Source organism: Roseateles sp. 22389 (assembly GCF_052044995.1).
Taxonomy (GTDB): Bacteria; Pseudomonadota; Gammaproteobacteria; order Burkholderiales; family Burkholderiaceae_C; genus Roseateles.
This window is the reverse complement of the sequence record NZ_JBQEOF010000020.1, coordinates 26489-52051: the sequence shown is the minus strand read 5'-3', so window position 1 is coordinate 52051 and position 25563 is coordinate 26489. Positions and strand designations below refer to the sequence as shown.

21 protein-coding genes and 1 pseudogene are annotated in these 25563 nt (G+C 70.7%); 15 read left to right on the top strand and 7 right to left on the bottom strand.

Annotation, left to right across the window (positions count from 1 at the left end; genetic code table 11):
* Window position 1: 1 nt before the first annotated feature.
* From kdpA to ACTJKJ_RS22250, 7 genes are all read left to right on the top strand, one after another.
* On the top strand, window positions 2-1795 hold the full coding sequence (gene kdpA / locus ACTJKJ_RS22280; RefSeq protein WP_440822128.1) for a potassium-transporting ATPase subunit KdpA: 1794 nt from the start codon (window positions 2-4) through the stop codon (window positions 1793-1795).
* Window positions 1796-1811: 16 nt separating this feature from the next.
* Window positions 1812-4043: a potassium-transporting ATPase subunit KdpB gene (gene kdpB / locus ACTJKJ_RS22275; RefSeq protein ID WP_440822126.1), complete on the top strand. Its 2232-nt coding sequence runs from the start codon at window positions 1812-1814 to the stop codon at window positions 4041-4043.
* Between the two features lie 16 nt (window positions 4044-4059).
* Window positions 4060-4650 carry a potassium-transporting ATPase subunit KdpC gene (gene kdpC, locus ACTJKJ_RS22270; protein WP_440822124.1) on the top strand — a complete coding sequence of 197 codons (591 nt, stop codon included), beginning with the start codon at window positions 4060-4062 and terminating at the stop codon, window positions 4648-4650.
* Between the two features lie 188 nt (window positions 4651-4838).
* Window positions 4839-7583: a DUF4118 domain-containing protein gene (locus ACTJKJ_RS22265; protein WP_440822122.1), complete on the top strand. Its 2745-nt coding sequence runs from the start codon at window positions 4839-4841 to the stop codon at window positions 7581-7583.
* Window positions 7580-8275, top strand: coding sequence for a two-component system response regulator KdpE (gene kdpE, locus ACTJKJ_RS22260; protein WP_183480068.1), 696 nt, complete (start codon window positions 7580-7582; stop codon window positions 8273-8275). The genes ACTJKJ_RS22265 and kdpE overlap by 4 nt, the downstream gene beginning before the upstream one ends.
* A gap of 96 nt (window positions 8276-8371) precedes the next feature.
* Window positions 8372-8644, top strand: coding sequence for a hypothetical protein (locus ACTJKJ_RS22255; RefSeq protein ID WP_147241639.1), 273 nt, complete (start codon window positions 8372-8374; stop codon window positions 8642-8644).
* A gap of 347 nt (window positions 8645-8991) precedes the next feature.
* Window positions 8992-9879, top strand: coding sequence for an RNA ligase family protein (locus ACTJKJ_RS22250; protein WP_440822119.1), 888 nt, complete (start codon window positions 8992-8994; stop codon window positions 9877-9879).
* 119 nt (window positions 9880-9998) lie between these two features.
* Here the strand turns inward: ACTJKJ_RS22250 and ACTJKJ_RS22245 are convergent, their stop codons facing one another.
* Window positions 9999-10724, bottom strand: coding sequence for a glutamine amidotransferase (locus ACTJKJ_RS22245; protein WP_440822117.1), 726 nt, complete (start codon window positions 10722-10724; stop codon window positions 9999-10001).
* Window positions 10725-10866: 142 nt separating this feature from the next.
* Window positions 10867-11376, bottom strand: a complete 510-nt coding sequence (locus ACTJKJ_RS22240) for a hypothetical protein (RefSeq protein ID WP_440822115.1) — start codon at window positions 11374-11376, stop codon at window positions 10867-10869.
* Between the two features lie 208 nt (window positions 11377-11584).
* On the opposite strand from ACTJKJ_RS22240, the gene ACTJKJ_RS22235 reads away from it, so the two are divergent.
* From ACTJKJ_RS22235 to clpB, 4 genes are all read left to right on the top strand, one after another.
* Window positions 11585-12079: a molybdenum cofactor biosynthesis protein MoaE gene (locus ACTJKJ_RS22235; protein ID WP_440822113.1), complete on the top strand. Its 495-nt coding sequence runs from the start codon at window positions 11585-11587 to the stop codon at window positions 12077-12079.
* A complete protein-coding gene (gene crcB / locus ACTJKJ_RS22230; protein ID WP_297390285.1) occupies window positions 12076-12456 on the top strand; it encodes a fluoride efflux transporter CrcB in 381 nt (126 codons plus the stop codon). The genes ACTJKJ_RS22235 and crcB overlap by 4 nt, the downstream gene beginning before the upstream one ends.
* Entirely contained in the window at window positions 12453-13499 is a 1047-nt protein-coding gene (locus ACTJKJ_RS22225) for a S66 family peptidase (protein WP_440822111.1), read from the top strand. The genes crcB and ACTJKJ_RS22225 overlap by 4 nt, the downstream gene beginning before the upstream one ends.
* A gap of 97 nt (window positions 13500-13596) precedes the next feature.
* Window positions 13597-16209: an ATP-dependent chaperone ClpB gene (gene clpB / locus ACTJKJ_RS22220; protein ID WP_440822109.1), complete on the top strand. Its 2613-nt coding sequence runs from the start codon at window positions 13597-13599 to the stop codon at window positions 16207-16209.
* 55 nt (window positions 16210-16264) lie between these two features.
* Here clpB and ACTJKJ_RS22215 read toward each other — a convergent pair whose 3' ends face one another.
* Both ACTJKJ_RS22215 and ACTJKJ_RS22210 read right to left on the bottom strand, forming a co-directional pair.
* Window positions 16265-16975, bottom strand: a complete 711-nt coding sequence (locus ACTJKJ_RS22215) for a DUF599 domain-containing protein (protein ID WP_091733712.1) — start codon at window positions 16973-16975, stop codon at window positions 16265-16267.
* 61 nt (window positions 16976-17036) lie between these two features.
* Complete coding sequence (locus ACTJKJ_RS22210; RefSeq protein WP_297388869.1) at window positions 17037-17759, bottom strand: pirin family protein; 723 nt, start codon at window positions 17757-17759, stop codon at window positions 17037-17039.
* A gap of 122 nt (window positions 17760-17881) precedes the next feature.
* Between ACTJKJ_RS22210 and ACTJKJ_RS22205 the strand changes: the two genes are divergently transcribed.
* The 4 genes and pseudogenes from ACTJKJ_RS22205 (at window position 17882) to ACTJKJ_RS22190 (ending at window position 20693) form a co-directional block, all read left to right on the top strand.
* Window positions 17882-18844 carry a LysR substrate-binding domain-containing protein gene (locus ACTJKJ_RS22205; protein ID WP_091733716.1) on the top strand — a complete coding sequence of 321 codons (963 nt, stop codon included), beginning with the start codon at window positions 17882-17884 and terminating at the stop codon, window positions 18842-18844.
* 104 nt (window positions 18845-18948) lie between these two features.
* Complete coding sequence (gene gluQRS, locus ACTJKJ_RS22200; protein ID WP_440822201.1) at window positions 18949-19842, top strand: tRNA glutamyl-Q(34) synthetase GluQRS; 894 nt, start codon at window positions 18949-18951, stop codon at window positions 19840-19842.
* Between the two features lie 125 nt (window positions 19843-19967).
* Window positions 19968-20312 (top strand): annotated as a pseudogene (locus tag ACTJKJ_RS22195) (FKBP-type peptidyl-prolyl cis-trans isomerase); the annotation flags it as partial.
* A gap of 33 nt (window positions 20313-20345) precedes the next feature.
* Window positions 20346-20693 (top strand): FKBP-type peptidyl-prolyl cis-trans isomerase, encoded by a 348-nt coding sequence (locus tag ACTJKJ_RS22190; RefSeq protein ID WP_147241905.1) that lies wholly within the window; start codon window positions 20346-20348, stop codon window positions 20691-20693.
* 252 nt (window positions 20694-20945) lie between these two features.
* Here ACTJKJ_RS22190 and mnmH read toward each other — a convergent pair whose 3' ends face one another.
* The 3 genes from mnmH to map are packed head-to-tail and all read right to left on the bottom strand — an operon-like array spanning window position 20946 to window position 25516.
* Window positions 20946-22013: a tRNA 2-selenouridine(34) synthase MnmH gene (gene mnmH / locus ACTJKJ_RS22185; protein ID WP_183491878.1), complete on the bottom strand. Its 1068-nt coding sequence runs from the start codon at window positions 22011-22013 to the stop codon at window positions 20946-20948.
* Window positions 22014-22017: 4 nt separating this feature from the next.
* Window positions 22018-24681 carry a [protein-PII] uridylyltransferase gene (locus tag ACTJKJ_RS22180; RefSeq protein WP_440822106.1) on the bottom strand — a complete coding sequence of 888 codons (2664 nt, stop codon included), beginning with the start codon at window positions 24679-24681 and terminating at the stop codon, window positions 22018-22020.
* Window positions 24682-24697: 16 nt separating this feature from the next.
* On the bottom strand, window positions 24698-25516 hold the full coding sequence (gene map, locus ACTJKJ_RS22175) for a type I methionyl aminopeptidase (protein WP_091733726.1): 819 nt from the start codon (window positions 25514-25516) through the stop codon (window positions 24698-24700).
* Window positions 25517-25563: the final 47 nt, after the last annotated feature.

Below are 25563 nucleotides of genomic sequence, written 5' to 3'. Positions count from 1 at the left end.
CATGACGAACCTCGCCTGGGCCAACCTGGCCCTCTACCTCGCCGTCACGCTGCTGCTGGCCTGGCCGCTTGCCCGCTGGATCACCGCGCTCGCGCAGGGCCGCGTGCCGCGCTGGATCGCTGCCATCGAGCGCCCGCTGTTCCGCCTGGCCGGCATCCGGTCCGATGAAGGCATGGGCTGGAAGCAGTACGCCGTCGCGCTGCTGGTCTTCAACTTCATCGGCGTGCTCGCGGTCTATGCGCTGCAGCGCCTGCAAGGCGTGCTGCCGCTCAATCCGCAGGGCCTGGGCGCGGTGACGCCCGACTCGGCCTTCAACACCGCCGTCAGCTTCGTCGCCAACACCAACTGGCAGGGCTACGGCGGCGAGTCGACGATGAGCACCCTCACCCAGATGCTGGCGCTGACGGTGCAGAACTTCCTGTCCGCCGCGACCGGCATCGCCGTGGTGTTCGCGCTCATCCGCGGCTTCGCCTCCCGGCTGTCCGGCCACGTCGGCAACTTCTGGGCCGACATCGTCCGCTGCACCCTCTGGCTGCTGCTGCCGCTGTCCTTCCTGCTCGCGGTCGTCTTCGTCCAGCAGGGCGTCATCCAGAACTTCGACGGCTACAAGACCGTGCAGACGATCGAAGCCCAGGACTACCAGACGCCCAAGCTCGGCGCCGACGGCCAGCCGCTCAAGGACGCCCAGGGCCAGCCCGTCATGGAGCACCAGCGCACCGGCGAACAGCAGCTCGCCATGGGTCCGGTCGCCTCGCAGGAGGCGATCAAGATGCTGGGCACCAATGGCGGCGGTTTCTTCAATGCCAACTCCGCGCATCCCTACGAGAACCCGACGCCGCTGACCAACCTGCTGCAGATCGTGGCGATCTTCGTGATCCCCGCGGCGCTGTGCCTGAGCTTCGGCCAACTGGTCGGCGATCGCCGGCAGGGCGTGGCGATCCTGGCCGCGATGAGCGCGCTGTTCATCGCCGGCGTGCTGGTCGCCACCCCCGCCGAGCAGGCCGGCAATCCGCTGGTGGCCGCGCAGGGCGTCGATCTGCAGGCCTCCGAGCTGCAGGCCGGCGGCAACATGGAAGGCAAGGAGACCCGCTTCGGCATCTCGGCCAGCGCGCTCTTCGCGGTGGTCACCACCGCCGCCTCCTGCGGCGCGGTCAACGCGATGCACGACAGCTTCACCCCGATCGGCGGCGCCGTGCCGCTGGTGATGATGCAGCTGGGCGAGGTCGTCTTCGGCGGCGTGGGCACCGGCCTGTACGGCATGCTGATCTTCGCGATCCTCGCCGTCTTCATCGCCGGCCTGATGATCGGCCGCACGCCCGAGTACCTGGGCAAGAAGATCGAGCCCTTCGAGATGAAGATGAGCGCCGTCGCCATCCTCGTCACGCCCATCGTCGTGCTGGCGGGCACCGCGATCGCGGTGCTGTCGGGCGACGGCAAGGCCGGCATCGCCAACCCCGGCGCCCATGGCTTCAGCGAGATCCTCTACGCCTTCACCTCCGCGGCCAACAACAACGGCAGCGCCTTCGCCGGCCTGTCCGCCAACACGCCCTTCTACAACACGCTGCTGGGCATCGCGATGTGGCTGGGCCGCTTCCTGGTGATCGTGCCGGTGCTGGCCATCGCCGGCAGCCTGGCCGCCAAGAAGCGCATCCCCGTCGGCGAAGGCACGCTGCCCACGCACGGCCCGCTGTTCGTCGTCCTGCTCATCGGCACCGTCCTCCTGGTCGGCCTGCTGAACTACGTGCCCGCGCTCGCGCTCGGCCCCGTCGTCGAGCACCTGATGCTCTGGAAGTGAAGCTTCGGAGCCTGACATGACCCAACCCCTCAAGACAGTTCACACCTCGGTGCCGACTTCGGTGCCGACCTCGACGCGCGCCGAGGTCCTCGGCGGCGCCACGCCCTCCGGTCCGGCACCGCACGATCCACCCCCGCCACCGTCACGTTCCAGCGGGAACGGCGGCCTGTGGGATCCCGCGCTGGTGAAGCCGGCGATCCGCGAGTCCTTCGCCAAGCTCGCGCCGTCGGTGCAGCTGCGCAACCCGGTGATGTTCGTCGTCTACGCCGGCAGCCTCCTCACCACCGGCCTGTGGCTGGCGAGCTTCGCCCAGCCCGCGCTGGCGGGCGCCGAGGGCCCCGGCTTCATGCTCGCGATCGCGCTGTGGCTGTGGTTCACCGTGCTCTTTGCCAATTTCGCCGAGGCGCTGGCCGAGGGCCGCTCCAAGGCGCAGGCCGCCTCGCTGCGCGGACTCAAGGCCAAGACCTGGGCGAAGAAGCTCGAAACGCCGCGCCATGGTTCGTCCTGGCATCCGGTGGCCTCGGAGGAGCTGCGCAAGGGCCATGTCGTGCTGGTCGAGGCCGGCGACCTGGTGCCCCTGGACGGCGAGGTCATCGAGGGCGTCGCCTCCGTCGACGAGAGCGCCATCACCGGCGAGTCCGCGCCGGTGATCCGCGAGTCGGGGGGCGACTTCTCGGCCGTCACCGGCGGCACGCGCGTGCTGTCGGACTGGGTCGTCGTGCGCATCGCCGTCAATCCGGGCGAGGCCTTCCTCGACCGCATGATCGCGATGGTCGAGAGCGCCAAGCGCCAGAAGACGCCCAACGAGATCGCGCTCACCATCCTGCTGGTCGCGCTGACGCTGGTGTTCCTGGTCGTGACCGTGACGCTGCTGCCGTACTCGCTGTTCGCGGTCGAGGCGGCCGGCGCGGGCACCGTCGTGTCGATCACCGCGCTGGTGGCGCTGCTGGTGTGCCTGATCCCGACCACCATCGGCGGCCTGCTGTCGGCCATCGGCGTCGCGGGCATGAGCCGGCTGATGCAGGCCAACGTGATCGCCACCTCCGGCCGCGCGGTCGAGGCCGCCGGCGACGTCGACGTGCTGATGCTCGACAAGACCGGCACGATCACGCTGGGCAACCGCCAGGCCAGCGCCTTCCTGCCGGCGCCCGCGCTGCCGGAGCAGGTGCTGGCGGACGCGGCGCAGCTGGCCTCGCTGGCCGACGAGACGCCCGAGGGCCGCAGCATCGTCGTGCTGGCCAAGCAGCGCTTCAACCTGCGGGAGCGCGAGCTGGCCGCGCTGCAGGCGCACTTCGTGCCGTTCACCGCGCAGACCCGCATGAGCGGCGTCGACTTCGGCGATCCCGAGCATCCGAAGCGCCAGCTGCGCAAGGGCGCGGTCGACGCGATCCGCCGCTTCGTCGAGCAGCACGGCGGCCAGATGCCGGCGCAGGTCACCGCGGTGGCGGAGGAGGTCGCGCGCCGCGGCTCCACGCCGCTGGTGGTGGCCGACCTGGCCGACGGCCAGGCGCGGGTGCTGGGCGTCGTCGAGCTCAAGGACATCGTCAAGGGCGGCATCAAGGAGCGTTTCGCGCAGCTGCGCCGGATGGGCATCCGCACGGTGATGATCACCGGCGACAACCGCCTCACCGCCGCGGCGATCGCGGCCGAGGCCGGCGTCGACGACTTCCTCGCCGAGGCCACGCCCGAGGCCAAGCTCAAGCTGATCCGCGACTACCAGGCCGAAGGCCGGCTGGTGGCGATGACCGGCGACGGCACCAACGACGCCCCGGCGCTGGCGCAGGCCGACGTGGCGGTGGCCATGGCCAGCGGCACGCAGGCCGCGAAGGAAGCCGGCAACATGGTCGACCTCGATTCGAATCCGACCAAGCTGCTGGAGATCGTCGAGACCGGCAAGCAGCTGCTGATGACGCGCGGCTCGCTGACCACCTTCTCGATCGCCAACGACGTCGCGAAGTACTTCGCCATCATCCCGGCGATGTTCCTGGGCGTGTACCCGCAGCTGGCCGCGCTCAACGTGATGGGCCTGCACAGCCCGGCGTCGGCGATCCTGTCGGCGGTCATCTTCAACGCGCTGATCATCGTGGCGCTGATCCCGCTGGCCCTGAAGGGCGTGGCCTACCGCCCCATCGGCGCGGCCGCGCTGCTGCGACGCAACCTGTGGATCTACGGCCTGGGCGGCCTGATCGTGCCCTTCATCGGCATCAAGGCGATCGACCTGCTGCTGGTCGCGCTGCGTCTCGTGTGACGCGGAGGAACTCACCATGAACTCGACTCTCAAGATGCTGCGTCCGGCGCTGGTCGGCTTCGCGCTGCTCAGCGCCGTCACCGGCCTGCTGTACCCGGCCGCGGTCACCGGCGTGGCCAGGACGCTGTTCCCGTTCCAGGCCGAGGGCAGCCTGGTGCTGCGCGACGGCCGCGTGATCGGCTCCGAGCTGATCGGCCAGAGCTTCTCGTCGCCGCGCTACTTCTGGGGCCGTCCGTCGGCCACCGCGCCGATGGCCAACAACGCGACCGGCTCCAGCGGCTCCAACCAGGGACCGACCAACCCGGCCCTGGTCGACGCGGTCAAGGCACGCGTCGAGGCGCTCAAGGCCGCCGACCCGGACAACCGCGCGCCGGTGCCGGTCGACCTGGTCAGCGCCTCGGCCAGCGGGCTGGACCCGCACATCAGCATGGCCGCCGCCCGCTACCAGGCCGCCCGCGTCGCGCGCGAGCGCGGGCTGCCGGTCGAGGCCGTCCAGCGCCTGATCCAGGCCAACACCGAGGCCCGCGACCTGGCGGTGCTCGGCGAGCCGCGCGTCAACGTGCTCAAGCTCAACCTCGCTCTCGACAAGGCGCCCTCCGCTCGTTGAATGTCATGAAGACCTGTCTGTCCGCCAGCTCATGGCCGTTCCGGGTCGGCTTCGACGACGCTCATGCAGCGCGCGAAACGGCTGGGAGAAACGGCTGGGCGAAACGACTGGGCGATACGGGCGTCGTGCTGAGCGTCTCCCGGACCTTCTGACCGCCGCGGCCCGCCATCCAGGGAGAGAATCGCCGAATGCCCAGCGCCGCCGACGAGAGACCTGACCCCGACAGCCTGCTGGCGCAGCTCCGCCAGCAGGAGGAGGCGGCGTCGCGCGGTCGCCTGCGCATCTACTTCGGCGCCTCGGCCGGGGTGGGCAAGACCTTCGCGATGCTGCAGGCGGCGCGGCATCTGGCCGGGCAGGGCCGTGCGCCGCTGGTCGGCGTCGTCGAGACCCATGGCCGCGCCGAGACCGCCGCCTTGCTCGAGGGCCTGCCGCGGCTGCCGATGCAGCAGGTGGCCTACCGCGACCGCACGCTGCCGGAGTTCGACCTCGACGGCGCGCTCGAGCGGCTGCGCGGCCAGCCGGACGCGCTGATCCTGGTGGACGAGCTGGCGCATTCCAACGTCGCCGGCTCGCGGCATCCCAAGCGCTGGCAAGACGTCGAGGAACTGCTGGCCAACGGCATCAGCGTCTACACCACCGTCAATGTCCAGCACCTGGAGAGCCTGAACGACGTCGTCGGCGGCATCACCGGGGTGCGGGTGCAGGAGACGCTGCCCGACACCTTCTTCGACCGCGCGGACGAGGTGGTGCTGGTGGACACGCCCGCCGACGAGCTGCTCGCGCGGCTCAAGGCCGGCAAGGTCTACCAGGGCGCGCAGGCCGAGCGCGCCGGCCAGCACTTCTTCCGCAAGGGCAACCTGATGGCGCTGCGCGAGCTCGCGCTGCGCCGCACCGCCGATCGTGTCGAGGACGACGTGCAGGCCTGGCGCAGCAACGAGCGCATCGCGCCGGTCTGGAAGACCGAGGCGGCCATCCTCTGCGCGATCGGACCGGGCGACGAGGCGGAATCGGTGGTGCGCAGCGCCGCGCAGCTGGCGCAGCAGCTGGCGGTGAGCTGGCATGCGATCCATGTCGAGACGCCGGCGCTGCACCGGCTGCCGGATGCGCGGCGCGAGCGCACGCTGCGCGTGGTGCGACTGGCGCAGGACCTGGGCGCCACGACGGCGGTGCTGGCGGGGCAGGACCCGGCGCCGGCCCTGGCCGAGTACGCGCGCGAGCACAACCTGTCCAAGCTGCTGATGGGCCGCGGCGCGCCCTCGTCGCGGCGCTGGGGCCGCCGCGGTGTGGCGGCCCGCCTGGGCGGCGCCGCGCCGGAGCTGGACCTGATCCAGGTCGGCGCATCGGCCACGCAGCGCAGCAGCGCCGACGAGCGCGACCCCGGCTTCGGCGCCGCGCCGCGTCGCTACCTCTGGGCGACGCTGGCCTGCGTGGGCGTGGCGCTGGCCTGCTGGCCGCTGTCGCACCGGATCGCCAACGACAACATCGTCATGCTGTTCCTGCTCGGCGTCGTCGGGGTGGCGATGCGCTGGGGCCGCGGGCCGGCGGTGCTGGCGAGTTTCCTGAGCGTCGCGCTGTTCGACTTCCTCTTCGTCGCGCCCAAGCTGAGCCTGGCGGTCAGCGACGTGCAATACGTGATCACCTTCGCGGTGATGCTGGCCGTCGGCCTGGTCACCGGGCAGCTGACGGCGGGGCTGCGGTATGAGGCCCGCGTCTCTTCCGAGCGCGAGGCGCGGGCGCGCGGGCTGTTCGAGCTCACCCGCGAGCTGGCCGGCGCGCTGCAGACCGAGCAGGTGGTGGCGACGGCCGAGCAGCAGATCGCGCAGCAATTCGGCGGACGGGCGCTGCTGCATGTGCTCGACGAGGACGACCGGCTGCAGCCGTCGCCCACCGAGCAGGCGCTGCCGCCGGGCGAGCGCTCCGACGCGGGCACGGCGCGCTGGGCGCTGGACCACGAGCAGGCGGCGGGACTGGGCACCGACACGCTGCCGGGCAGCCAGTGGTTCTACCTGCCGCTGCGCGCGCCGATGCGCACCCGCGGCGTGCTGGCGCTGCGCCCCGGCGACGCGCGCACGCTGCTGCTGCCCGAGCGCCGGGCGCAGCTCGAGACCGCCGCGCGCATCGCCGGCCAGGCGCTGGAGCGGGTGCATTACGTCGAGGTCGCGCAGCAGGCGCTGCTGCAGATCGAGTCGGAGCGGCTGCGCAACTCGCTGCTGTCGGCGCTGTCGCATGACCTGCGCACGCCGCTGGCGGCGCTGCAGGGCCTGGCCGAGACGCTGGCCCGGCGCGAGCTCGATGCCGGCGCCGCCGAGACCGCGCGGGCGATCGAGCAGCAGTCGCTGCGCATCAACGCGATGGTCCACAACCTGCTGGACATGGCGCGTCTGCAGAGCGGCGCGCTCAAGCTCAACCGGCAGTGGCAGCCGGTGGACGAGGTGGTCGGCAGCAGCCTGCAGCTGATGGGGACGACGCTGGCGCGACATCGCGTCGTGCTGGATGTGCCGGCGACGCTGCCGATGGTGGAACTGGACGCGGTGCTGATCGAGCGGGTGCTGGTCAACCTGCTGGAGAACGCGGCGAAGTACACGCCGCCGGGTAGCGAGATCCGCGTGATCGCGCGGGCGATCGGCGACGCGCGCGCGCTGCAGGCGGGCGAGGGCGAGATGCGCCTGTCCGTCGAGGACAACGGCCCGGGGCTGCCGCCCGGTCGCGAGGAGGCGCTGTTCGAGAAATTCGCGCGCGGCCATGCCGAGTCGCACCTGCCGGGCGTCGGCCTGGGGCTGGCGATCTGCCGTGCCATCATGCAGGCCCACGGCGGCAGCATCCGGGCCGAACGCGCGACGCCGCAGGGCGGGGCGCGCTTCAGCCTCTCGCTGCGCCTGGGTCAATCGCCGGCGCTGCCGGCCTTCGAAGAAGACGGGGAACCGCTGCCGTGAGCGAGCCGCAGCCGATCGCGCTGATCGTCGAGGACGAACCGAACATCCGCCGCTTCGTGCGGCTGGCCCTGGAGGGCGAGGGCTGGTCCGTGCACGAGGCCGGCACCTTGCGCCAGGGCCTGATCGACGCCGGCACCCGGCGGCCGGACCTGGTCATCCTCGACCTGGGCCTGCCGGACGGCGATGGCCAGGACTTCCTGCGCGACCTGCGCGCCTGGTCGCAGGTGCCGGTGATCGTGCTGTCCGCGCGTGGCGCGGAGGACGACAAGATCGCCGCGCTGGACCATGGCGCCGACGACTACCTGAGCAAGCCCTTTGGCGTCGGCGAGCTGATGGCGCGCGTGCGCGTCGCGCTGCGCCGCAGCCAGGCGCGGGCCAGCGAGCAGCAGGATCCGGTGTTCCGTTTCGGCGAGGTCGAGGTCGACCTGGCCGCGCGCCGCGTGCGCCGCGCGGCGCAGGACGTGCACCTGACGCCGATCGAGTACCGCCTGCTCAGCCACCTCATCGGCAACGCCGGCAAGGTGCTGACGCACCGCCAGCTGCTGAAGGCGGTGTGGGGGCCGTCGCAGGTCGAGCAGAACCACTACCTGCGCGTCTACATGGGCAACCTGCGCCAGAAGCTGGAGGCCGAGCCGGCCAGCCCGCGGCACCTGTTGACCGAGACTGGCGTGGGCTACCGGCTCATGCCCTGAGCGCCGGCGATCCCGCGCGGGCCGCGTCCCCTGTAGCATTGCCCGCACGCCCGCCCCGGGCGCTGGCTCGATAACACGCTCAAAAGGAGAGATCTCATGATTCAGCAGGCCCAGGTCGAACTCGCCAAGACCTTCTTCGAGCAGTCGAAGAAGGCGTTCGAGCAGAACTACGCGGCGTGGAGCACGGTGCTCGCGTCGCAGAAGGCGATCATGGAATCGATGCGCGCGGCGGGCACGCCCTTCGAGGTCGCAGCCGACGAGTTCCAGAAGCTCATCGATTTCCACGAACAGCAGTTCCGCGCGACGGTCGACTTCATGACCAAGCTGCAGGCGGACTACGCCAAGCTGGTGCAGAAGAAGGGCAAGTGAGCCCGCGCGGCCGTCGTGGCCGCGTCCCCGGCCCTGCGGCGAGCAGGGGCGTCACGCGCGGTTGACGCCGTCATCGCCGCGGTGGAAGAATCGCGCCCACGCCGCCGAGGCCCACCGCCCGCGCGCTCCCTCAACCTCTTTGCCATCCAGGAGGTGCCCGATGAAGAACCCGACGCTCACCCTTCGCTGATCGCCGACGGCTGTCCGGATCCTTCCGATTCCTTCGCCGCGATGCCCCCACCGGTCCTGATGCCGGTGCCGCATGGCGCGCCACCTTCCGCTCCCCGTCGGTCCCTTGACCTCATGAGGTCCTGCTCGCGCCAACAACGCGACAGGCCGACGGATTCATGCATCTCATCTCCCTGCCGCTGCCGCCCTCGGCGCGCGCGGCGACCCCTGCGGGCCTGAGCCCGCTGCCTGACCCCACGGGCCCCGGCGTCGAGCGGTTGCCGCTGTCGACGCTGGCCGGCCAACAGGTCGTCATCGAGGAAGCCTTCGATGGCGCCGATGCCGAACTGGGCTTCGACGCGCGCGGCGAGTTGCGGCTCGCCTCGAAGGGCCGGCCCCTGGCGGGCGGCTTCGGCGAGCGCCCCTTCATCCCGCTGAAGATCTGGGCCCTGGCCCATGAGCATCGACTGATGGAGCGGCTCGGCGACCGCCTCGCGCTGCACGGCGCCTGGACCTACGCGATGCGTCGCGTCTGGTACGACCGGCTGCCGCATTACTTCATCGCGACCGAACTGGTCGATCGCGACAGCGGCCACTGCCTGTCGACATCGCGTCGGCTGGCGCTGCTCGAAGGCTCACCGGTGCTGAGCGCGCCGGTGCTCTACGCGGGGCCGATGCCGACCCACCCGCAATGGCTGGAGCCGCTGCTGCGCGCGTCGCTCGCGGCCTCGACCGACTGGCGCCGCGCCTTCGAGGCGGTGGCGATCCGCGAGTCGCTGCCGGCGGCGCTGTGGCAGTCGCGCGCCGACCGCAGCGGCCCGGCGGCGGGGCTGATCGTCAAGGTCGAGGACGACCGGCAGGTGCTGGCGCGCTACCGTCTGGTGCAGTCTGCGGAAGAGGGCCCGAGCCCCTTGCCCTCGCTGCTGCCCAACGCGCTCGCGGGCGGCGCGGACCTGTTCGCGGCGCAGCCGACGGTGCACTGGCGCGACCTCGGCCTGAAGACGCTGCGCTCGCTGGGCGCGCTGCGAGCGCTGTCCGCCGGCGCGCCCGAGCGGCGGTGCGCCTGATGCCGGCGATGCGCTTGAACGCCTGTTGCGTGCCTGCCTCTTGCGACGGGCCTGGCGCCGGAGATGCGCCCGCGTCGCGTGGTCGAATGCCTTGGCGGACGGCCGGCCCGATCCGGGCGTCAGGTCCGGCCGGGCCAGCCCGCCATCCAGCGGTCCATCACATCGCCCAAGGCCACGCGCAGCGCCGGCCCGTGCGCCTTCGCGTCGCTGCGCAGCGCGTCCAGCGGGACCCGCGCCTCCGCGAGCTCGCCGGCATGCCCGATCAGCCATTGCTCCAGCCGCGCCGGATCGCATTCCAGATGGAACTGCAGGGCGAGTGCGAAGTCCTCGACCGCGAAGGCCTGATGCGGGCACAGCGGCGTTGTCGCGAGGCTGGCGCATCCGGCGGGGATCTCGAACTGGTCGCCGTGCCAATGCAGCACCGGCTGGCCTTGCGCCAGCGGCGCGAGCGGCGAATCGCGGCCGGCGTCGGTCAAGGTCAACGGCGCGAAGCCGATTTCCTTGCGGCCGTGCGCCATCGGCCTCACCGATGCGCCGAGCGCCCGCGCCATCAACTGCGCGCCCAGGCAGATGCCCAGCAGCGGCCGCCGCGCGGCGAGGCGCCGATGGATCAGCGCCAGCTCGTCGTTCAGATACGGATACAGCGCGTCGTCATACGCGCCGATCGGGCCGCCGAGCACCACGAGCAGGTCGACCGCATCCAGGTCCACGTCCCGCAGGTCGTCCACGCCGGCATCCCGCGTGAGGAAGCGCGTGAAGTCGCGCGCCTCGAGCGCTGGCCGCAGCAGGCCGAGGTCTTCGAAAGCCAGGTGGCGCAGGGCCAGGACGGTCTTGAGCGTGGACATGGTGCGGGCGCGGCCGGCGCGCGGGAGGAGGGTGAGCGCCGAGTATCCGCGCCCGCCCGGCCCCGGCCATCGTCTGATCGTCCAGACGACCTATCCATTCGTACAGGCTCGCCGATGGGCGCTTCAGGCTTGGGGGCTGCGCTCAGGCGGGATGCGGCTGCCGTGCGGCCGCGGGGCCCTTGCGGATGCGCCAGGCCTGTACCGCCATGACGATCAGGAAGAGCAGCAGCACCACGCCGATGGCCTTCTGCAGCGCCGGGTCGTCGGGGCCGGTGAACAGCGGCGCGCCGACGGGCACGCGGGTGAAGGTCTCGTTGAGCCCCGGGATCATGTGGAAGAACAGCGTGGCGGAGTAGCCCAGCGTTTCCGCGTACGGCGAGAAGCCGCCGAGGAAGCGCGTGCGGGCCGCGGCGGCGGCGATCGCCAGCGTGACCAGGGTGACGATGGCCAGCGTGTGCGCGATGTTGAAGCCGCCGTGGCGGAAGATGCCGAAGGCCGTCAGGCAGGTGACGACGGTGCACCAGACGTAGAGGCGTCCCCAGGTGGATGCGCCGTCGATGCGGCCGTGGCGCAAGAGCATCGCGTAGCCGGCCACGAGGGCCACCAGCGCGAAGGCCGTGTGCACGGCGCCGAGAAGGGTCAGACCGAACATGAATGCTCCTGCAAGGCCGCATCGGCGCGGCGAGCCGGAGCGCGGCGCACTCCAGGTTCAAAGCTAGAGGGCGGGTGCGGTAGGCGCATCGATCGGATGGGGGAGGCGACGGGGTGGGTTTTCCCCAGGAACATGCCTGCGCCGCTGCCCGCCCGCCGGCCCCGCCGCGGGCCGGTGGGCGCCGCGGGCCATGGGCCAGAATGGCGGGATGAATCCGCCCGCCGCGACGCCGCGCGTCACCGTCCAGACCGAAGACTTCGACCTCAGCGCCGAGACGCTGGCGCTGCGCGCCGCGGATGGTGGCGTCGGGGCCGTCGTCAGCTTCGTCGGCACGGTCCGCGACGGCGCGGACGGGACGCCGGTGTCGCTGATGGAGCTGGAGCATTACCCCGGCATGACCGAGGCCTCGATCGAGGCCATGATCGACGAGGCCTTCCGCCGCTTCGACCTCCGGGGCGCGCGCGTCATCCACCGCGTCGGCCCGTTGCGGCCGCGCGAGCAGATCGTGCTGGTGCTGGTCAGCGCGCGGCATCGCGGCCAGGCCTTCCAGGCCTGCGAGTTCCTGATGGACTACTTGAAGACGCAGGCGCCGTTCTGGAAGAAGGAGCACGGACCGGACGGCGCCCGCTGGGTCGACGCCCGCGTCGCCGACGACGAGGCGCTCGCCCGATGGGGCATTCACGTGGAGGGGAATGGTCGATGAGCTGGTTGCAAGTGGCGGCGGTGTCCGTCGGGGCCTCGGGCGGCGCGCTGGCGCGCTGGGGCGCGGGCCTGTGGCTGAACACGAAGTGGCAGGGCTTTCCGCTGGGCACGCTGGCGGTGAACCTGGTCGGCGGCTTCCTGATCGGCATGGCGCTCGAGTGGTTCGGCCGCTATCCCGATGACCTGCTCAAGCTGCTGCTGGTCACTGGCTTCCTGGGCGGCCTCACCACCTTCTCCTCGTTCTCGGGCGAATCGCTGTCGCTGCTGCAGCGCGGCGAGTTCCTGATGGCGCTGTCGCACTCGGCCGCGCATGTCGTCGGTGCGCTGGCCGCGGCCGCGGCCGGCCTCAAGGTCATGCAGATGCTGACCTCGGCATGAGCGCCGCAAGCACCGTGAGTCCAGCAGGCATTGCGAGCGCAGCAGACTCGGTGAACGCCGGGCGGCCGCGTTTCCCCCCCGCGTTGCGGCCGGGTGACACCGTCGCGGTGATGGCGCCGTCGTCTGGCGTCCGTCCCGCGATGCATGAGCGACTCGATGCGGCACTGGCGTTGCTGCGCGCCAAGGGGTTCGCGGTCCGCGAGGGGCGCTCGCTGCGCCGGCAGGAGCAGGGCGCGAGCGCGAGTGGTCCCGCGCGCGCGGCGGAATTGATGGCGGCGCTGCTCGACCCCACGGTCGCGGCGGTCATCCCGCCCTGGGGAGGTGAGTTGGCCATCGAGGTGCTGGAGCATCTCGACTTCGACCGCCTGCGAGAGGCGCCGCCCAAGTGGTTCAGCGGCTTCTCGGACCTGTCGACGATCCAGTTGCCTTTGCTGGTGCGGGCGGGCTGGGCATCGCTGCAAGGGCCGAATCTCATGCAGCTGGCCGATCCGGCGCTGGATGCGGTGTCGGCACGGATCTTCGATGCCTGGGCCAGTGGCGCCGGCGCCGAACTGGCGCAGCCGCAGGCACCGGGGACGCTTGTCCGTGCGCTGGACGATGGCGCCGGGCCGCTGACCATCGAGGGCCGGATGCTCGGCGGCTGCCTGGATTCGGTGTCGAGGCTGGCGGGAACGCCGTTCGGCGACATCCGGGCGTTCCGGGCCGCCTGCGGCGCCGGCGAGCGGCCGATCCTGTTCTTCGAGGTGGCCGAGCTGCCGCCCTTCGAGTTGGCGCGGGCACTGCATGGCCTGCGGTTGGCGGGTTGGTTCGAGGACGCGGCGGGCGTGGTCCTGGGGCGCAGCGCGGTGCCGGAGGCGGTCGCGTCGGCCGGCGACTTCACCGAGCGCGATGCGCTGCGGCGCGCGCTCGGCGGCCTGAGCTGCCCGGTGCTGGTGGACGTGGACATCGGCCACGTGGCGCCGCAGTGGTCGATCGTGCAGGGTGCTTCCACCCGCTTGCACGGGGCGGATGGCCGCCTGGTGCTGGAGCAGAGATTGATCTGAAGCGCAGGCCGCCGCTGGGCACCCGCCTTGCCACGATCCCAGCATCTTGAAATATGGGGACACACTCCCAGTTGGGGTCGCAACGGAGGTTTTTCCCATGCGAGTCGACAAGCTCACCACCCGGTTTCAGGAAGCGTTGGCGGAGGCCCAGAGCCTCGCGGTGACGCGCGACAACCCCTACATCGAGCCCGCCCACGTGCTGGGCGCGATGCTGGCCCAGGACGAGGGCCCCAAGGCGCTGCTGGAGCGGGCCGGCGTGAAGGTGCCGGCCTTGAAGGCGGCCGTCGACGCGATCCTCACCGGCCTGCCGCAGGTGCAGGGCGAGGGTCAGCAGGTCCAGCCCAGCCGCGACCTGATCGGCCTGATTCAGGCCGCGGAGAAGGAGGCCGCCAAGCGCGGCGACCACTTCATCGCCAGCGAGATGTTCCTGCTCTCCCTGGCCGACGCGAAGAGCGACCTGGCCGGCGTCGTGCGCGGCCATGGCCTGACGCGCAAGGCCCTGGAGACGGCGATCGAGGCGGTACGCGGCGGTCAGAAGGTCGACAGCCAGGAATCGGAAAGCAACCGCGAGGCGCTGAAGAAGTACACCCTCGACCTGACCGAGCGCGCCCGCGCCGGCAAGCTCGATCCGGTGATCGGCCGCGACGACGAGATCCGCCGCGCGATCCAGGTGCTGCAGCGCCGCAGCAAGAACAACCCGGTGCTCATCGGTGAGCCCGGCGTCGGCAAGACCGCCATCGTCGAAGGCCTGGCCCAGCGCATCGTCAACGGCGAGGTGCCCGAATCGCTCAAGGACAAGCGCGTCCTGGTGCTGGACATGGCCGGCCTGCTCGCCGGCGCCAAGTTCCGCGGTGAATTCGAGGAACGCCTGAAGTCCGTGCTCAAGGAAGTCGCCGCCGACGAGGGCCGCATCATCCTGTTCATCGACGAGATCCACACCATGGTCGGCGCCGGCAAGGCCGAGGGCGCCATCGACGCCGGCAACATGCTCAAGCCCGCGCTCGCGCGCGGCGAGCTGCACTGCATCGGCGCCACCACGCTGGACGAGTACCGCAAGTACGTCGAGAAGGACGCCGCGCTCGAGCGCCGCTTCCAGAAGGTGCTGGTCGACGAGCCCAGCGTCGAGGCGACGATCGCCATCCTGCGCGGCCTGCAGGAGAAGTACGAGGTCCACCACGGCGTCGAGATCACGGACCCGGCCATCGTCGCCGCGGCCGAGCTCTCGCATCGCTACATCACCGACCGCTTCCTGCCCGACAAGGCCATCGACCTGATCGACGAGGCCGCCGCCAAGATCAAGATCGAGATCGACTCCAAGCCCGAGGCGATGGACCGGCTCGACCGCCGCATGATCCAGCTCAAGATCGAGCGCGAGGCCGTGCGCAAGGAGACCGACGAGGGCTCGCAGCGCCGCTTCACGCTGATCGAGGAAGAGCTGCTCAAGCTCCAGCGCGAGTACAACGACCTGGAGGAGATCTGGACCGCCGAGAAGGCACAGGCCCAGGGCTCCGCGCACGTCAAGGAAGAGATCGACCGGATCAAGTTCCAGATCGAGGAGCTCAAGCGCAAGGGCGACTTCAACAAGGTCGCCGAGCTGCAGTACGGCAAGCTGCCGGAGCTGGAGAAGCGCCTGAACGAAGCCCAGGCCAAGGAGGCCGGCAAGGCCAGGGACAAGTCCGTCCCGCAGTTGCTGCGCACGATGGTCGGCGCCGAGGAGATCGCCGAGGTGGTCTCGCGCGCGACCGGCATCCCGGTGTCCAAGCTGATGCAGGGCGAGCGCGACAAGCTGCTGCAGATGGAAGCGAAGCTGCATGAGCGCGTCGTCGGCCAGGACGAGGCCATCGTCGCCGTGGCGGATGCGATCCGCCGCTCGCGCGCCGGGCTGTCCGACCCGAACAAGCCGCTGGGCAGCTTCCTGTTCCTGGGCCCGACGGGCGTCGGCAAGACCGAGCTGTGCAAGGCGCTCGCCGGTTTCCTGTTCGACAGCGAGGACCACATGGTCCGCATCGACATGAGCGAGTTCATGGAGAAGCACTCGGTCAGCCGCCTGATCGGCGCGCCTCCGGGTTATGTCGGCTACGACGAGGGCGGCTACCTGACCGAGGCCGTGCGCCGCAAGCCCTACAGCGTGCTGCTGCTGGACGAGGTCGAGAAGGCCCATCCGGACGTGTTCAACGTGCTGCTGCAGGTGCTGGACGATGGCCGCCTGACCGACGGCCAGGGCCGCACCGTGGACTTCAAGAACTGCGTGATCGTGATGACGTCCAACCTGGGCTCGCAGCACATCATGGCGCTGCAGGGCGAGTCCGACGAGGTGATCCGCGACGCGGTGTGGGGCGAGGTCAAGGCGCATTTCCGCCCCGAGTTCCTCAACCGCATCGACGAGACGGTGATCTTCCATGCGCTGGGCCAGGCGCACATCAAGTCGATTGCGAAGATCCAGCTGCGGCAGCTGGAACAGCGGCTGGACAAGCTCGAGATGAAGCTCGACGTCAGCGACGAGGCGCTCGACGAGCTGGCCAAGGTCGGCTTCGATCCAGTCTTCGGCGCGCGGCCGCTCAAGCGCGCGATCCAGCAGCGCATCGAGAACCCGCTGTCCAAGCTGATCCTGCAGGGCCGCTTCGGTCCGAAGGACGTGATCCCGGTCGGTGTCGAGCACGGCATCGGCGGCGAGCCGGGCGAGTTCTCGTTCGGACGCGTCGTCCACTGATCGCGCCGGCGGGCGCCGGAACGACCGCGGGGCGCCCAGGCGCCCCGCGCCTGTTTCAGGCCCGCAGCTTCTCCAGCACCTCGGACCGGAACTCGCGCTGGTACAGCACGTAGACCACGCCGGCCGTGGCGAGCATCAGCGCCCAGGGCGAGAAGAACCAGGCCACCACCGGGAAGGCCAGGTAGTAGCCGCGCAACCCGTCGTTGAAGGCCTCGGCGGCCATGCCCACGACCGCGCCGGCGCGGTCGGCGAACTGCTCGCGGGCCTCGGGCCCCTGTTGCTCGAACTGGCCCGCCTCCGGCGCGGAGGCCACCAGCAGCGCGCCGAAGGTGTACTGCCGCATGCTCCAGGTGAAGCGGAAGAAGGCGTAGACGAAGATGCCGGTCAGCAGCGCCAGCTTGATGTCGAAGACCAGGGTGCTGGTCTTCACCGTGAAGGGCAGCTCCAGCACCATCGCGCTGGTCTGCTCGCTCGCGCCCAGCGCGGCCAGCAGGCCGCCGATGATCAGGATGGTCGTCGACGCGAAGAAGGACGGACTCGATAGCAGCGCCTGGCTGACCGCGCCGTCCAGCACCCGCATCTCGCGGTAGGTCAGCTGCAGCATCCACTGGCGCCGCACCCGGTTCGTGATCGCCAGCAGCGAGCCTTGCCCCTCCGCATGGTGCTTGGAGAAGTGGGCGTAGGCGACCCAGGTCAGGAAGTACAGGCCCAGGGCGGCCCAGTCCAGCAGCGGCAGCGCGGTCAGCAGTTGTCGGAGCGATTGCATCGCGCGAGTGTAGAGGCCGGGGTGCGCGGCGGGACCGGGACGGCCCCGCCGCCGGCAGGCGTCAGACCGGCAGGTCGAACACCAGCACCTCGGCGTCCTCGCCGGCTTCCAGCGTGATGGCCGCTTCCTTGGCCAGCTGCAGCGCGTCGCCCGCGCCCAGCGCCTCGCCGTTGACGCTCAGCCGGCCGCGCACGACATGCACGTAGGCGAGCCGGTCCGGCGCCAGCGGCAGCTCGGCGCGTTCATCGCCGTTGAACAGGCCGGCGTACAGGCGCGCGTCCTGGTGGATGGACACCGAGTCCTGCGCGCCGTCCGGCGAGGCGACCAGGCGCAGCCGGCCGCGCTTGTCCGCCTCGGCGAAGTGCTTCTGCTCGTAGCCGGGCGTCACGCCCTGCCGGTCCGGCATCACCCAGATCTGCAGGAAGTGGGTCTCGCCGTCCTTGGAGTGGTTGAACTCGCTGTGCATCACGCCGGTGCCGGCGCTCATGCGCTGCACGTCGCCCGGGCGGATCACGCCGGCGTTCGCGCCGCCCGGCTTGCCGTTGCCCATGCTGTCCTGGTGCGCCAGCTCGCCGCTCAGCACGTAGCTGATGATCTCCATGTCGCGGTGGCCGTGCGTGCCGAAGCCGGTGCCGCCGGCGATGCGGTCCTCGTTGATCACCCGCAGCGGGCCGAAGCCCATGCGGCGCGGGTTGTAGTAGTCCGCGAACGAGAAGCTGTGGAAGCTCTTGAGCCAGCCGTGATCGGCATAACCGCGGTCCGAGGACTTGATGACTTCACGCATTTGAATGCTCCTTCTCTGGCCTGTGGTGGCGGGCCGTTGTGTTGCGATGGGTTCACTGTAGGGACGAGGGCCTCTCCCGAGGGGGAGGGGGCTTGAAGCCACCATTCAAATAAGATGAAGGAATGTCACAGCAAGACAAACGACGGGTGCTGACGCCGGAGGCGCTGGCCATGATGGACAGCATCGCGCGCAGCGGCAGCTTCGCCGCGGCGGCGCGGGAGATGGGGAAGGTGCCGTCGGCGCTGACCTATTCGGTGCGGCAGCTGGAGGAGGCGCTGGACGTGCTGCTGTTCGACCGCAGCTCGCGCCAGGCGGTGCTGACCGCCGCCGGCCATGAACTGCTGACCGAGGGCCGGCGGCTGCTGCAGGAGATGGACGCGGTCGCGAACCGGGTCAAGCGCGTGGCCACCGGCTGGGAAAGCGAGCTCACCATCGCCTTCGACGACGCGGTCGCGCGGCGCGCGATCTTCGACCTGATGGAGACCTTCTACCAGGAGAAGGAGGACGGCAAGCCGCCGCCCACCCGCCTGAAGTTGCGCACCGAGGTCTTGTCGGGCACCTGGGAGGCGCTGATCTCCGGCCAGGCCGACCTGGCCATCGGCACCAGCGCGCAGCCGCCGGGCAGCTCGGTGGTCTGCGAGGTGCTCGGGCCGATGGAGATGGTGTTCTGCGTCGCGCCGCACCATCCGCTGGCGGAGTTCGAGGGCGTGCTGACCTCGGCCGAGATCGCGCGCCACCGCATCGTCGCGGTGGCGGACACGGCGCGCAGCCTCGCGCCGATGACGGTGGGGGTGGTGCCCGGGCAGGAGGTGCTGACCGTGCCCTCGATGGCAACCAAGCTGGAGGCCATGCTGCGCGGCCTGGGCGTGGGGTTCCTGCCGACGCCGATGGTGCGCCGCCACATCGACGCCGGTCGGCTCGTGAGGAAGGAGACCTTCCAGGGGAAGCGGATCTCGCCGATGCATTACGCGTGGCGCAACACTGGCCACCGGCCCGCCAAGGCGCTGGCCTGGTGGCTCGAGCGGCTCAAGAGCGAGGCGACGCGGCGCTCGCTGCTGGAGCAGCACGAGGGCCTGCTGCTGTGAGCGGTGCGGGGCGCTCGGGCAGCGGCGAGGCGCAAGCCGCCGATGCTGGCGTCGATCACGTTGATCAAGGCGATCGCGGCGATGGCCGCCGCGCCGGCAGGTATGTGGGCCGCTTCGCGCCATCGCCGACCGGGCCGCTGCATGAGGGCTCGCTCGTGGCCGCGCTGGCGAGCTGGCTCGATGCGCGGGCGCATGGCGGACGCTGGCTGATCCGGATCGAGGACGTCGACGGGCCGCGCTGTCCGGCCGGTGCCGATGCGATGGTGCTGTCGCAGCTCGCCCAGGTGCGATTGCTGCCGGACGCGCCGCCGGTGTGGCAGTCCCGGCGCGGTGCGGCCTACCAGGCGGCGCTCGACCGGCTGGTCGCCGCCGGCTGGGCCTATCCCTGCGGCTGCTCGCGCAAGGACATCGCCGAGGCGATCGCGGCGCGCGGCGGGCTGCGGGAGCGCCATGGCGAGCTGGTCTATCCCGGCACCTGCCGCCATGGCCTGCACGGCAAGCCGGCGCGCGCCTGGCGTCTGCGCAGCACCGCCGGCGTCGGGGAGGGCAGTGACGCGCAGGCGCCGCTGTACATCTCCTGGCAGGACCGCCGGCTCGGGCCGCAGTCGCAGGACCTGACGGACGAGGTGGGCGATGTCGTCCTGAAACGCGCCGACGGGCTGTGGGCCTATCAGCTGGCGGTCGTCGTCGACGACGGTTGGCAGGGCGTGACCGACGTGGTCCGCGGCGAGGACCTGGCCGACAACACGCCCCGGCAGATCCGGCTGCAGGAATTGCTGGGCCTGCCGCGCCCGCGCTACCTGCACACGCCGCTGGTGCTGGGCGACAACGGCGAGAAGCTGTCCAAGCAGAACGGCGCCCGGGCGCTGGACCTGGGCGACCCGCTTGCCTCGCTGCGCCGTGCCGGCGAGCGCCTGGGCCTGCCGGCCCTGCCGGCGCGGACGATGCCCGAGTGGCTCGAGCGCGCGGTGGCCGCGTGGCCGGCCCGCCAGCCCTGAGGCTCGGCCGCGCCGCGTCCAGCCCGTGCGTGAACCCGTGGCACGGCCGGGCGGTCCGGCGGCTGGCATGATCACGCCTTTGCGTTCCCGATGTCTGCGGACATCCCCTTTCAAGGAATCCTTCGATGAAAACGACCGACAGCGGCCTGCAATACGACGACACCACGCCGGGCACCGGCGCCACGGCCCGTGCCGGCCAGGACGTGAAGGTCCATTACACCGGCTGGCTGTTCAAGGACGGCCAGAAGGGCGCCAAGTTCGATTCCAGCAAGGACCGCGGCGAGCCCTTCGAGTTCGAGCTCGACGGCGGCATGGTCATCAAGGGCTGGGATGAAGGCGTGCAGGGCATGCAGGTCGGCGGGACCCGGGTCCTGGTGATCCCGCCGCAACTCGGTTATGGCGCGCGCGGCGCGGGCGGCGTGATTCCGCCGAACGCGACGCTGATGTTCGAGGTGGAACTGTTGGGCGTCTCCGGCGGCGCCGAGCCGATCACGCTGAACCAGCTGACCAAGACCGCCAGCGGCCTCGAGTTCGAGGACGTCACCACCGGCGAGGGCGCCGTGGCCGAGGCCGGCAAGCGCGTGACCGTGCATTACACCGGCTGGCTCTACAAGGACGGGCAGCGTGGTCGCAAGTTCGATTCGTCCAAGGACCGCCGGGATCCGTTCCGCTTCCACCTCGGCGCCGGGGAAGTCATCAAGGGCTGGGATGAGGGCGTGCAGGGCATGAAGGTCGGCGGCACCCGCTTCCTGGTGATTCCGTCGGAACTGGGCTATGGCGCGTATGGCGCCGGCGGTGTGATCCCGCCGCATGCGACGCTGCTGTTCGAGGTGGAACTGCTGGCCGTCTGACGGCACGGTTTCCCCTCACCCCCGCCCTCTCCCCGCAAGCGGGGCGAGGGAGTGCTCGGCACGCATCAGCCCCTCGCGAGCTATCCCGAGTGATCCTCTTGCCGGCCCTTCGCGAGCTATCCCTCTCTCGAATCATCCCCTCCCAATCCATCCCCCCGCGAACCACCCTTTTGCGAGGGCGAGTGATCCCCTCTCCCCCGCGAGGGGGAGAGGGTTAGGGTGAGGGGGCTCGTCGCAGGCCGCGAGAGAGGGTCATGCGCCAGCGATGGCCAGCAGTGCCTGCACCGCCTGACCGGTGCTGCCGGGGCCGCTGTCTTCCAGGCTGATGCGCGGCGCCGAGCTCAACTGCGGAAAGTGGTTGGTCAGCGACCGTTCGTAGCCAGGGTCATAGTGATCGCGCATGAGCTCCCCGAAGAGCTCAGCCCATTGCCCGCTCCGCGCCATCCCTTGCCAGCGCTCCACGCGCTCGCGACCGCGCAGCGTCACCAGACCCGCGATCAGCGCATTGAAGCCCTCCGCGTCGGACCGGAAGTGCGCATAGTCCTCCAGCAGCAGCTGCACGCGCCCGGCCTCCGCCATGTCGATCCACACGCAGCGCCCTTGCTGACGCAAGCGCAGGTGCAGCGGCTCCGGCAACTGCACGCCGCCGATCTTGCGGCTCTCGCTCTCGACGAACACCGGCCGCGCCGGGTCGAGCCGCACCATCGCCTGCCACAGCGCCGTGTCGAAGGCCTTCTGGCTCGGCTGGGCCTGGTCGGGCAGGGCGCCGAGCACCGATCCGCGATGACGCGCGAGCGCCTCCAGGTCGAGCACCTGCGCCCCCGCGCCCGCGAGCGCCTGCAGCAAGCGCGTCTTGCCCGAGCCGGTCCGCCCGCACAGCACCACGAAATCGAAGCGCGCCGGCAGCTCGGCCAGCGTCCGGATCACCTCGCCGCGGAAGGCCTTGTAGCCCCCCACCAGCTGCAGCGACTTGAACCCGATCTGGTTCAGGAACCAGTTCATCGCCCCCGAGCGCTGCCCGCCTCGCCAGCAATAGACCAGCGGCCGCCAATGCTTCTGCATCAGCGCCCGGTTCGCGTCCAGATGGGCGGCGATGTTGCGCGCCACGATCGCGGCGCCGACCTTGCGCGCCTCCAGCGGATCCTGCTTGTAGAGCGTACCGACGATGCGGCGCTCGTCGTTGTCCAGCACCGGCCAGTTCACCGCGCCCGGCAGGCGGTCCTCGGCGAACTCGGCCGGCGAGCGCACGTCGATGACCGTGCTGAAACCGTCGAGCCGCGCGAAAGCCTCGGCCGACGCAATGACGTGGTATTGGCTCATCGCCTCACTGCACCGACAGCGCGTCCAGCAGCTCGCTCTCGATCTGCAGCTGCATCCGGCTCTGCTGCAGCGCCGCGCCATCGAGCAGGAAGGTGTCCTCGACGCGCTCGCCCAGGGTCGAGACCTTGGCGAGCTGCAGGTTGATGCCGTGCCGCGCCAGCACGCGCGCGATCGCGTACAGCAGGCCGGCGCGGTCGGTCGCGCTGACCGACAGCAGCCAGCGCTGCGCGCGTTCATCCGGGCGCAGCGAGATGCGTGGCGTGAACGGGAAACTCTTCACCCGGCGCGACAGCCGCCCCTTGCGCGGCTCCGGCAGCGGGCCCTGCGCGACCAGCGCCTGGCCGAGCTTGGATTCCACCAGCGCGGTCAGGTCGCGATGGTGCAGGTCCAGCTCGGGCGCGATGACCTGGAAGGTGTCCAGCGCATAACCGCTGCGCGTGGTGTGCACCTTGGCGTCCAGGATGTTGAAGCCCGCGCCGTCGAAGTAGCCGCAGATGCGCGCGAACAGGTCCTGCTGGTCCTTGGCGTAGACCAGCACCTGCAGGCCCTCGCCGACCGGCGACGGGCGCGCCCGCACCACCGGCTCGGCGCTCGCGACATGGCGCCACAGCGCCCGCGCGTGCCAGGCCAGGTCCGGCGCGTCATGGCGCGCGAAGTAGCTCAGGTCCAGCGTCTTCCACAGCGCGTCCTCGGTGCCCGGCAGCTGCGCCTTCAGGGCCAGCTCCTGCCGCGCTTCCTGCTTGCGGGCCTCGATCTCGGCGGCCATGTTCAGCTTCGCGCCGCCCAGCGCGCGCAGCGTCAGCCGATAGAGGTCCTCCAGCAGCTTGCCCTTCCACGCGTTCCAGACCTTGGGGCCGGTGCCGCGGATGTCGGCCACGGTGAGCAGGTACAGCGCCGTCAGCGTGCGTTCGTCCTTCACCAGCTGCGCGAAGTGCTGGATGACCTCGGGATCGGACAGGTCCTCCTTCTGCGCCACCCGCGACATCGTCAGGTGATGCTCGACCAGGAACACCACCAGCGCCGCATCCGCCTTGGGCAGGCCGTGCGCGCGGCAGAAGCGCCTCGCCTCGACCGCACCCAGGTCCGAGTGGTCACCGCCGCGTCCCTTGGCGATGTCGTGGAACAGCGCCGCGATGTAGAGCAGGGAAGGGCGGTCGAACTGCGCCGCCAGTTGCGAGCAGAAGGGGTACTCGTGGGTGTGCTCGGGGATGAAGAAGCGGCGGATGTTGCGCAGCACCATGAGGATGTGCTGGTCCACCGTGTAGACGTGGAACAGGTCGTGCTGCATCTGCCCGACGATGCGCCGGAACACCCACAGGTAGCGCCCCAGGACCGAGGTCTGGTTCATCAACCGGAACGCGTGCGTCTGGCCCTGCGGCTCCTCGAGCACGCGCATGAACATCGCGCGGTTGGCCGGATCGCGCCGGAACGCGCTGTTCATCAGCCCGCGCGCGTTGTAGAGCGCGCGCAGCGTCTTCGCCGACAGCCCCTTGATGCCGGGCGTCTGCTGGTAGATCAGGAAGGTCTCGAGGATGGCGTGCGGCTCGCGCTCGTAGAGGTCGTCGGCCGCGATCTCCAGCATGCCGCTGCGCTCCAGGAAGCGGTCGTTGACCGGACGCGGTTCGTTGCCCCGCGTGCCGTTGATCTGGTCTTCCAGGTTGAGCAGCGTGATCTGGTTCAGCTGCGTCACCGCCTTGGCCGCCCAGTAGTAGCGACGCATCAGCTTCTCGGACGCGCGCAGCGAGCGGGTCGACTCGTAGCCGAAGCGCTCCGCCACCGCCGTCTGCAGGTCGAAGACCAGCCGGTCCTCGCGCCGCTTCGCCGCCAGGTGCAGCTGGCAGCGGATGCTCTTGAGCACGCCTTCGTTGCGCTGCAGCTGGCGGGCCTCGAAGGGCGTGATCAGGCCTTTGGCCGCGAGCTGCGACCAGGTCCGGCCCAGGCCCGCGCCGCGCGCGATCCAGATCAGCACCTGCAGGTCGCGCAGGCCGCCGGGACTTTCCTTGCAGTTGGGCTCCAGCGCGTAGGGCGTTTCCTCGTACTTCGTGTGGCGCTGGCGCATCTCCAGCGTCTTGGCGCGCATGAAGGCGCGTGGATCGACCGCCTCGCGGAAAGCCTTGTCGAAGCGCTTGACCAGTGGCCGCGAGCCGGCCAGCCAGCGCGATTCGAGCAGCGCGGTCTGGATGGTGACGTCGCCGGCGGCCTCGTCCAGGCACTCGCGCACGGTGCGCACCGACGAGCCGATCTCCAGCCCGATGTCCCAGCAGGCGGTGATGAAGGCCTCGATCGCCTGCTTCAGCGGGCCGGGCTGGTCGGGCATCAAACCGCCCGGCAGCGCATCGGGCAGCAGCACCAGCACGTCGACGTCCGAATGCGGGAACAGCTCGCCGCGGCCGTAGCCGCCGACGGCGACCAGCGCGGCCTCCGGCGCCGCGGCGGCGATGCCGGAATGCGTCCAGAGCGCCTGCAGCGTGCCGTCGACATGCCGGGCCAGCAGGCGCATCAAGCGCGTGGCGGCGGCGACGCTGGCCTTGGCGGCCGCGAAGTCCTCCAACAGCTGCTGCTTGCCGGCCTTGAAGCGCTGGCGCAGATCGGCGACGGTCAGCGGGGCGGCGTCGGAGGGCGCCGCGGCCGGCGATGCGCCGGCCTCGCCCGGCGTCCTGGCGTTCATGCGCGGTCCGCCGCGATCAGGCCGGGACGGCCTGCGGCGCGACGAAGGCCGGCGGCGGCGGCGTGCCGGCCGACTGCGTCAGGATCTCGAAGCCGGTCTCGGTGACCAGCACCGTATGCTCCCACTGCGCCGACAGCGAGCGGTCCTTGGTGACGATGGTCCAGCCGTCTCCCATCTCGCGGATCTCGCGCCGGCCGGCATTGATCATCGGCTCGATGGTGAAGACCATGCCCGGCACCAGCTCCTCGAGCGTGCCCGGGCGGCCGTAGTGCAGCACCTGGGGCTCCTCGTGGAACTTCTGGCCGATGCCATGGCCGCAGAACTCGCGCACGACGCTGAAGCCGGCGTTCTCGGCGAAGGTCTGGATCGCATGGCCGATGTCGCCCAGGCGCGCGCCCGGCTTGACCTTCTGGATGCCCTTCCACATCGCGTCGTAGGTGAAGGAGCACAGCCGCTTGGCCGCGATCGAGCCCTCGCCGACGACGAACATGCGGCTGGTGTCGCCGTGCCAGCCGTCCTTGATGACGGTGACGTCGATGTTCACGATGTCGCCGTTCTTCAGCGGGCGGTCGTTGGGAATGCCGTGGCAGACCTGGTGGTTGATCGAGGTGCAGATCGACTTCGGGTACGGCGTGTAGCCCGGCGGCTGGTAGTTCAGCGGGGCGGGGATGCCTTGCTGGACATTCACGATGTAGTCGTGGGCCAGCTTGTCGAGGTGGTCGGTGGTGACGCCCGGCTTGACGTGCGGGGTCAGCATGTCCAGCACCTCGGACGCCAGACGGCCGGCGATGCGCATGGCGTCGATGTCGGCGCCGGTCTTGATCGTGATGGTCATAAGGCCGGCATTTTAGGCGTTCGGCCATCCCCCCGCAGGGGTGGACG

Bases quoted from the DNA above. Each gene is read 5' to 3' on its own strand.
- kdpA (WP_440822128.1), top strand. From the start codon at position 2: ATGACGAACCTCGCCTGGGCCAACCTGGCCCTCTACCTCGCCGTCACG.
- ACTJKJ_RS22210 (WP_297388869.1), bottom strand. From the start codon at position 17,759: ATGCGTGAAGTCATCAAGTCCTCGGACCGCGGTTATGCCGATCACGGC.
- ACTJKJ_RS22205 (WP_091733716.1), top strand. From the start codon at position 17,882: ATGTCACAGCAAGACAAACGACGGGTGCTGACGCCGGAGGCGCTGGCC.
- ACTJKJ_RS22250 (WP_440822119.1), top strand. From the start codon at position 8,992: ATGCATCTCATCTCCCTGCCGCTGCCGCCCTCGGCGCGCGCGGCGACC.
- mnmH (WP_183491878.1), bottom strand. From the start codon at position 22,013: ATGAGCCAATACCACGTCATTGCGTCGGCCGAGGCTTTCGCGCGGCTC.
- crcB (WP_297390285.1), top strand. From the start codon at position 12,076: ATGAGCTGGTTGCAAGTGGCGGCGGTGTCCGTCGGGGCCTCGGGCGGC.
- ACTJKJ_RS22180 (WP_440822106.1), bottom strand. From the start codon at position 24,681: ATGAACGCCAGGACGCCGGGCGAGGCCGGCGCATCGCCGGCCGCGGCG.
- ACTJKJ_RS22240 (WP_440822115.1), bottom strand. From the start codon at position 11,376: ATGTTCGGTCTGACCCTTCTCGGCGCCGTGCACACGGCCTTCGCGCTG.
- ACTJKJ_RS22225 (WP_440822111.1), top strand. From the start codon at position 12,453: ATGAGCGCCGCAAGCACCGTGAGTCCAGCAGGCATTGCGAGCGCAGCA.
- ACTJKJ_RS22245 (WP_440822117.1), bottom strand. From the start codon at position 10,724: ATGTCCACGCTCAAGACCGTCCTGGCCCTGCGCCACCTGGCTTTCGAA.
- kdpC (WP_440822124.1), top strand. From the start codon at position 4,060: ATGAACTCGACTCTCAAGATGCTGCGTCCGGCGCTGGTCGGCTTCGCG.
- kdpB (WP_440822126.1), top strand. From the start codon at position 1,812: ATGACCCAACCCCTCAAGACAGTTCACACCTCGGTGCCGACTTCGGTG.
- ACTJKJ_RS22255 (WP_147241639.1), top strand. From the start codon at position 8,372: ATGATTCAGCAGGCCCAGGTCGAACTCGCCAAGACCTTCTTCGAGCAG.
- map (WP_091733726.1), bottom strand. From the start codon at position 25,516: ATGACCATCACGATCAAGACCGGCGCCGACATCGACGCCATGCGCATC.
- clpB (WP_440822109.1), top strand. From the start codon at position 13,597: ATGCGAGTCGACAAGCTCACCACCCGGTTTCAGGAAGCGTTGGCGGAG.
- ACTJKJ_RS22235 (WP_440822113.1), top strand. From the start codon at position 11,585: ATGAATCCGCCCGCCGCGACGCCGCGCGTCACCGTCCAGACCGAAGAC.
- ACTJKJ_RS22215 (WP_091733712.1), bottom strand. From the start codon at position 16,975: ATGCAATCGCTCCGACAACTGCTGACCGCGCTGCCGCTGCTGGACTGG.
- ACTJKJ_RS22265 (WP_440822122.1), top strand. From the start codon at position 4,839: ATGCCCAGCGCCGCCGACGAGAGACCTGACCCCGACAGCCTGCTGGCG.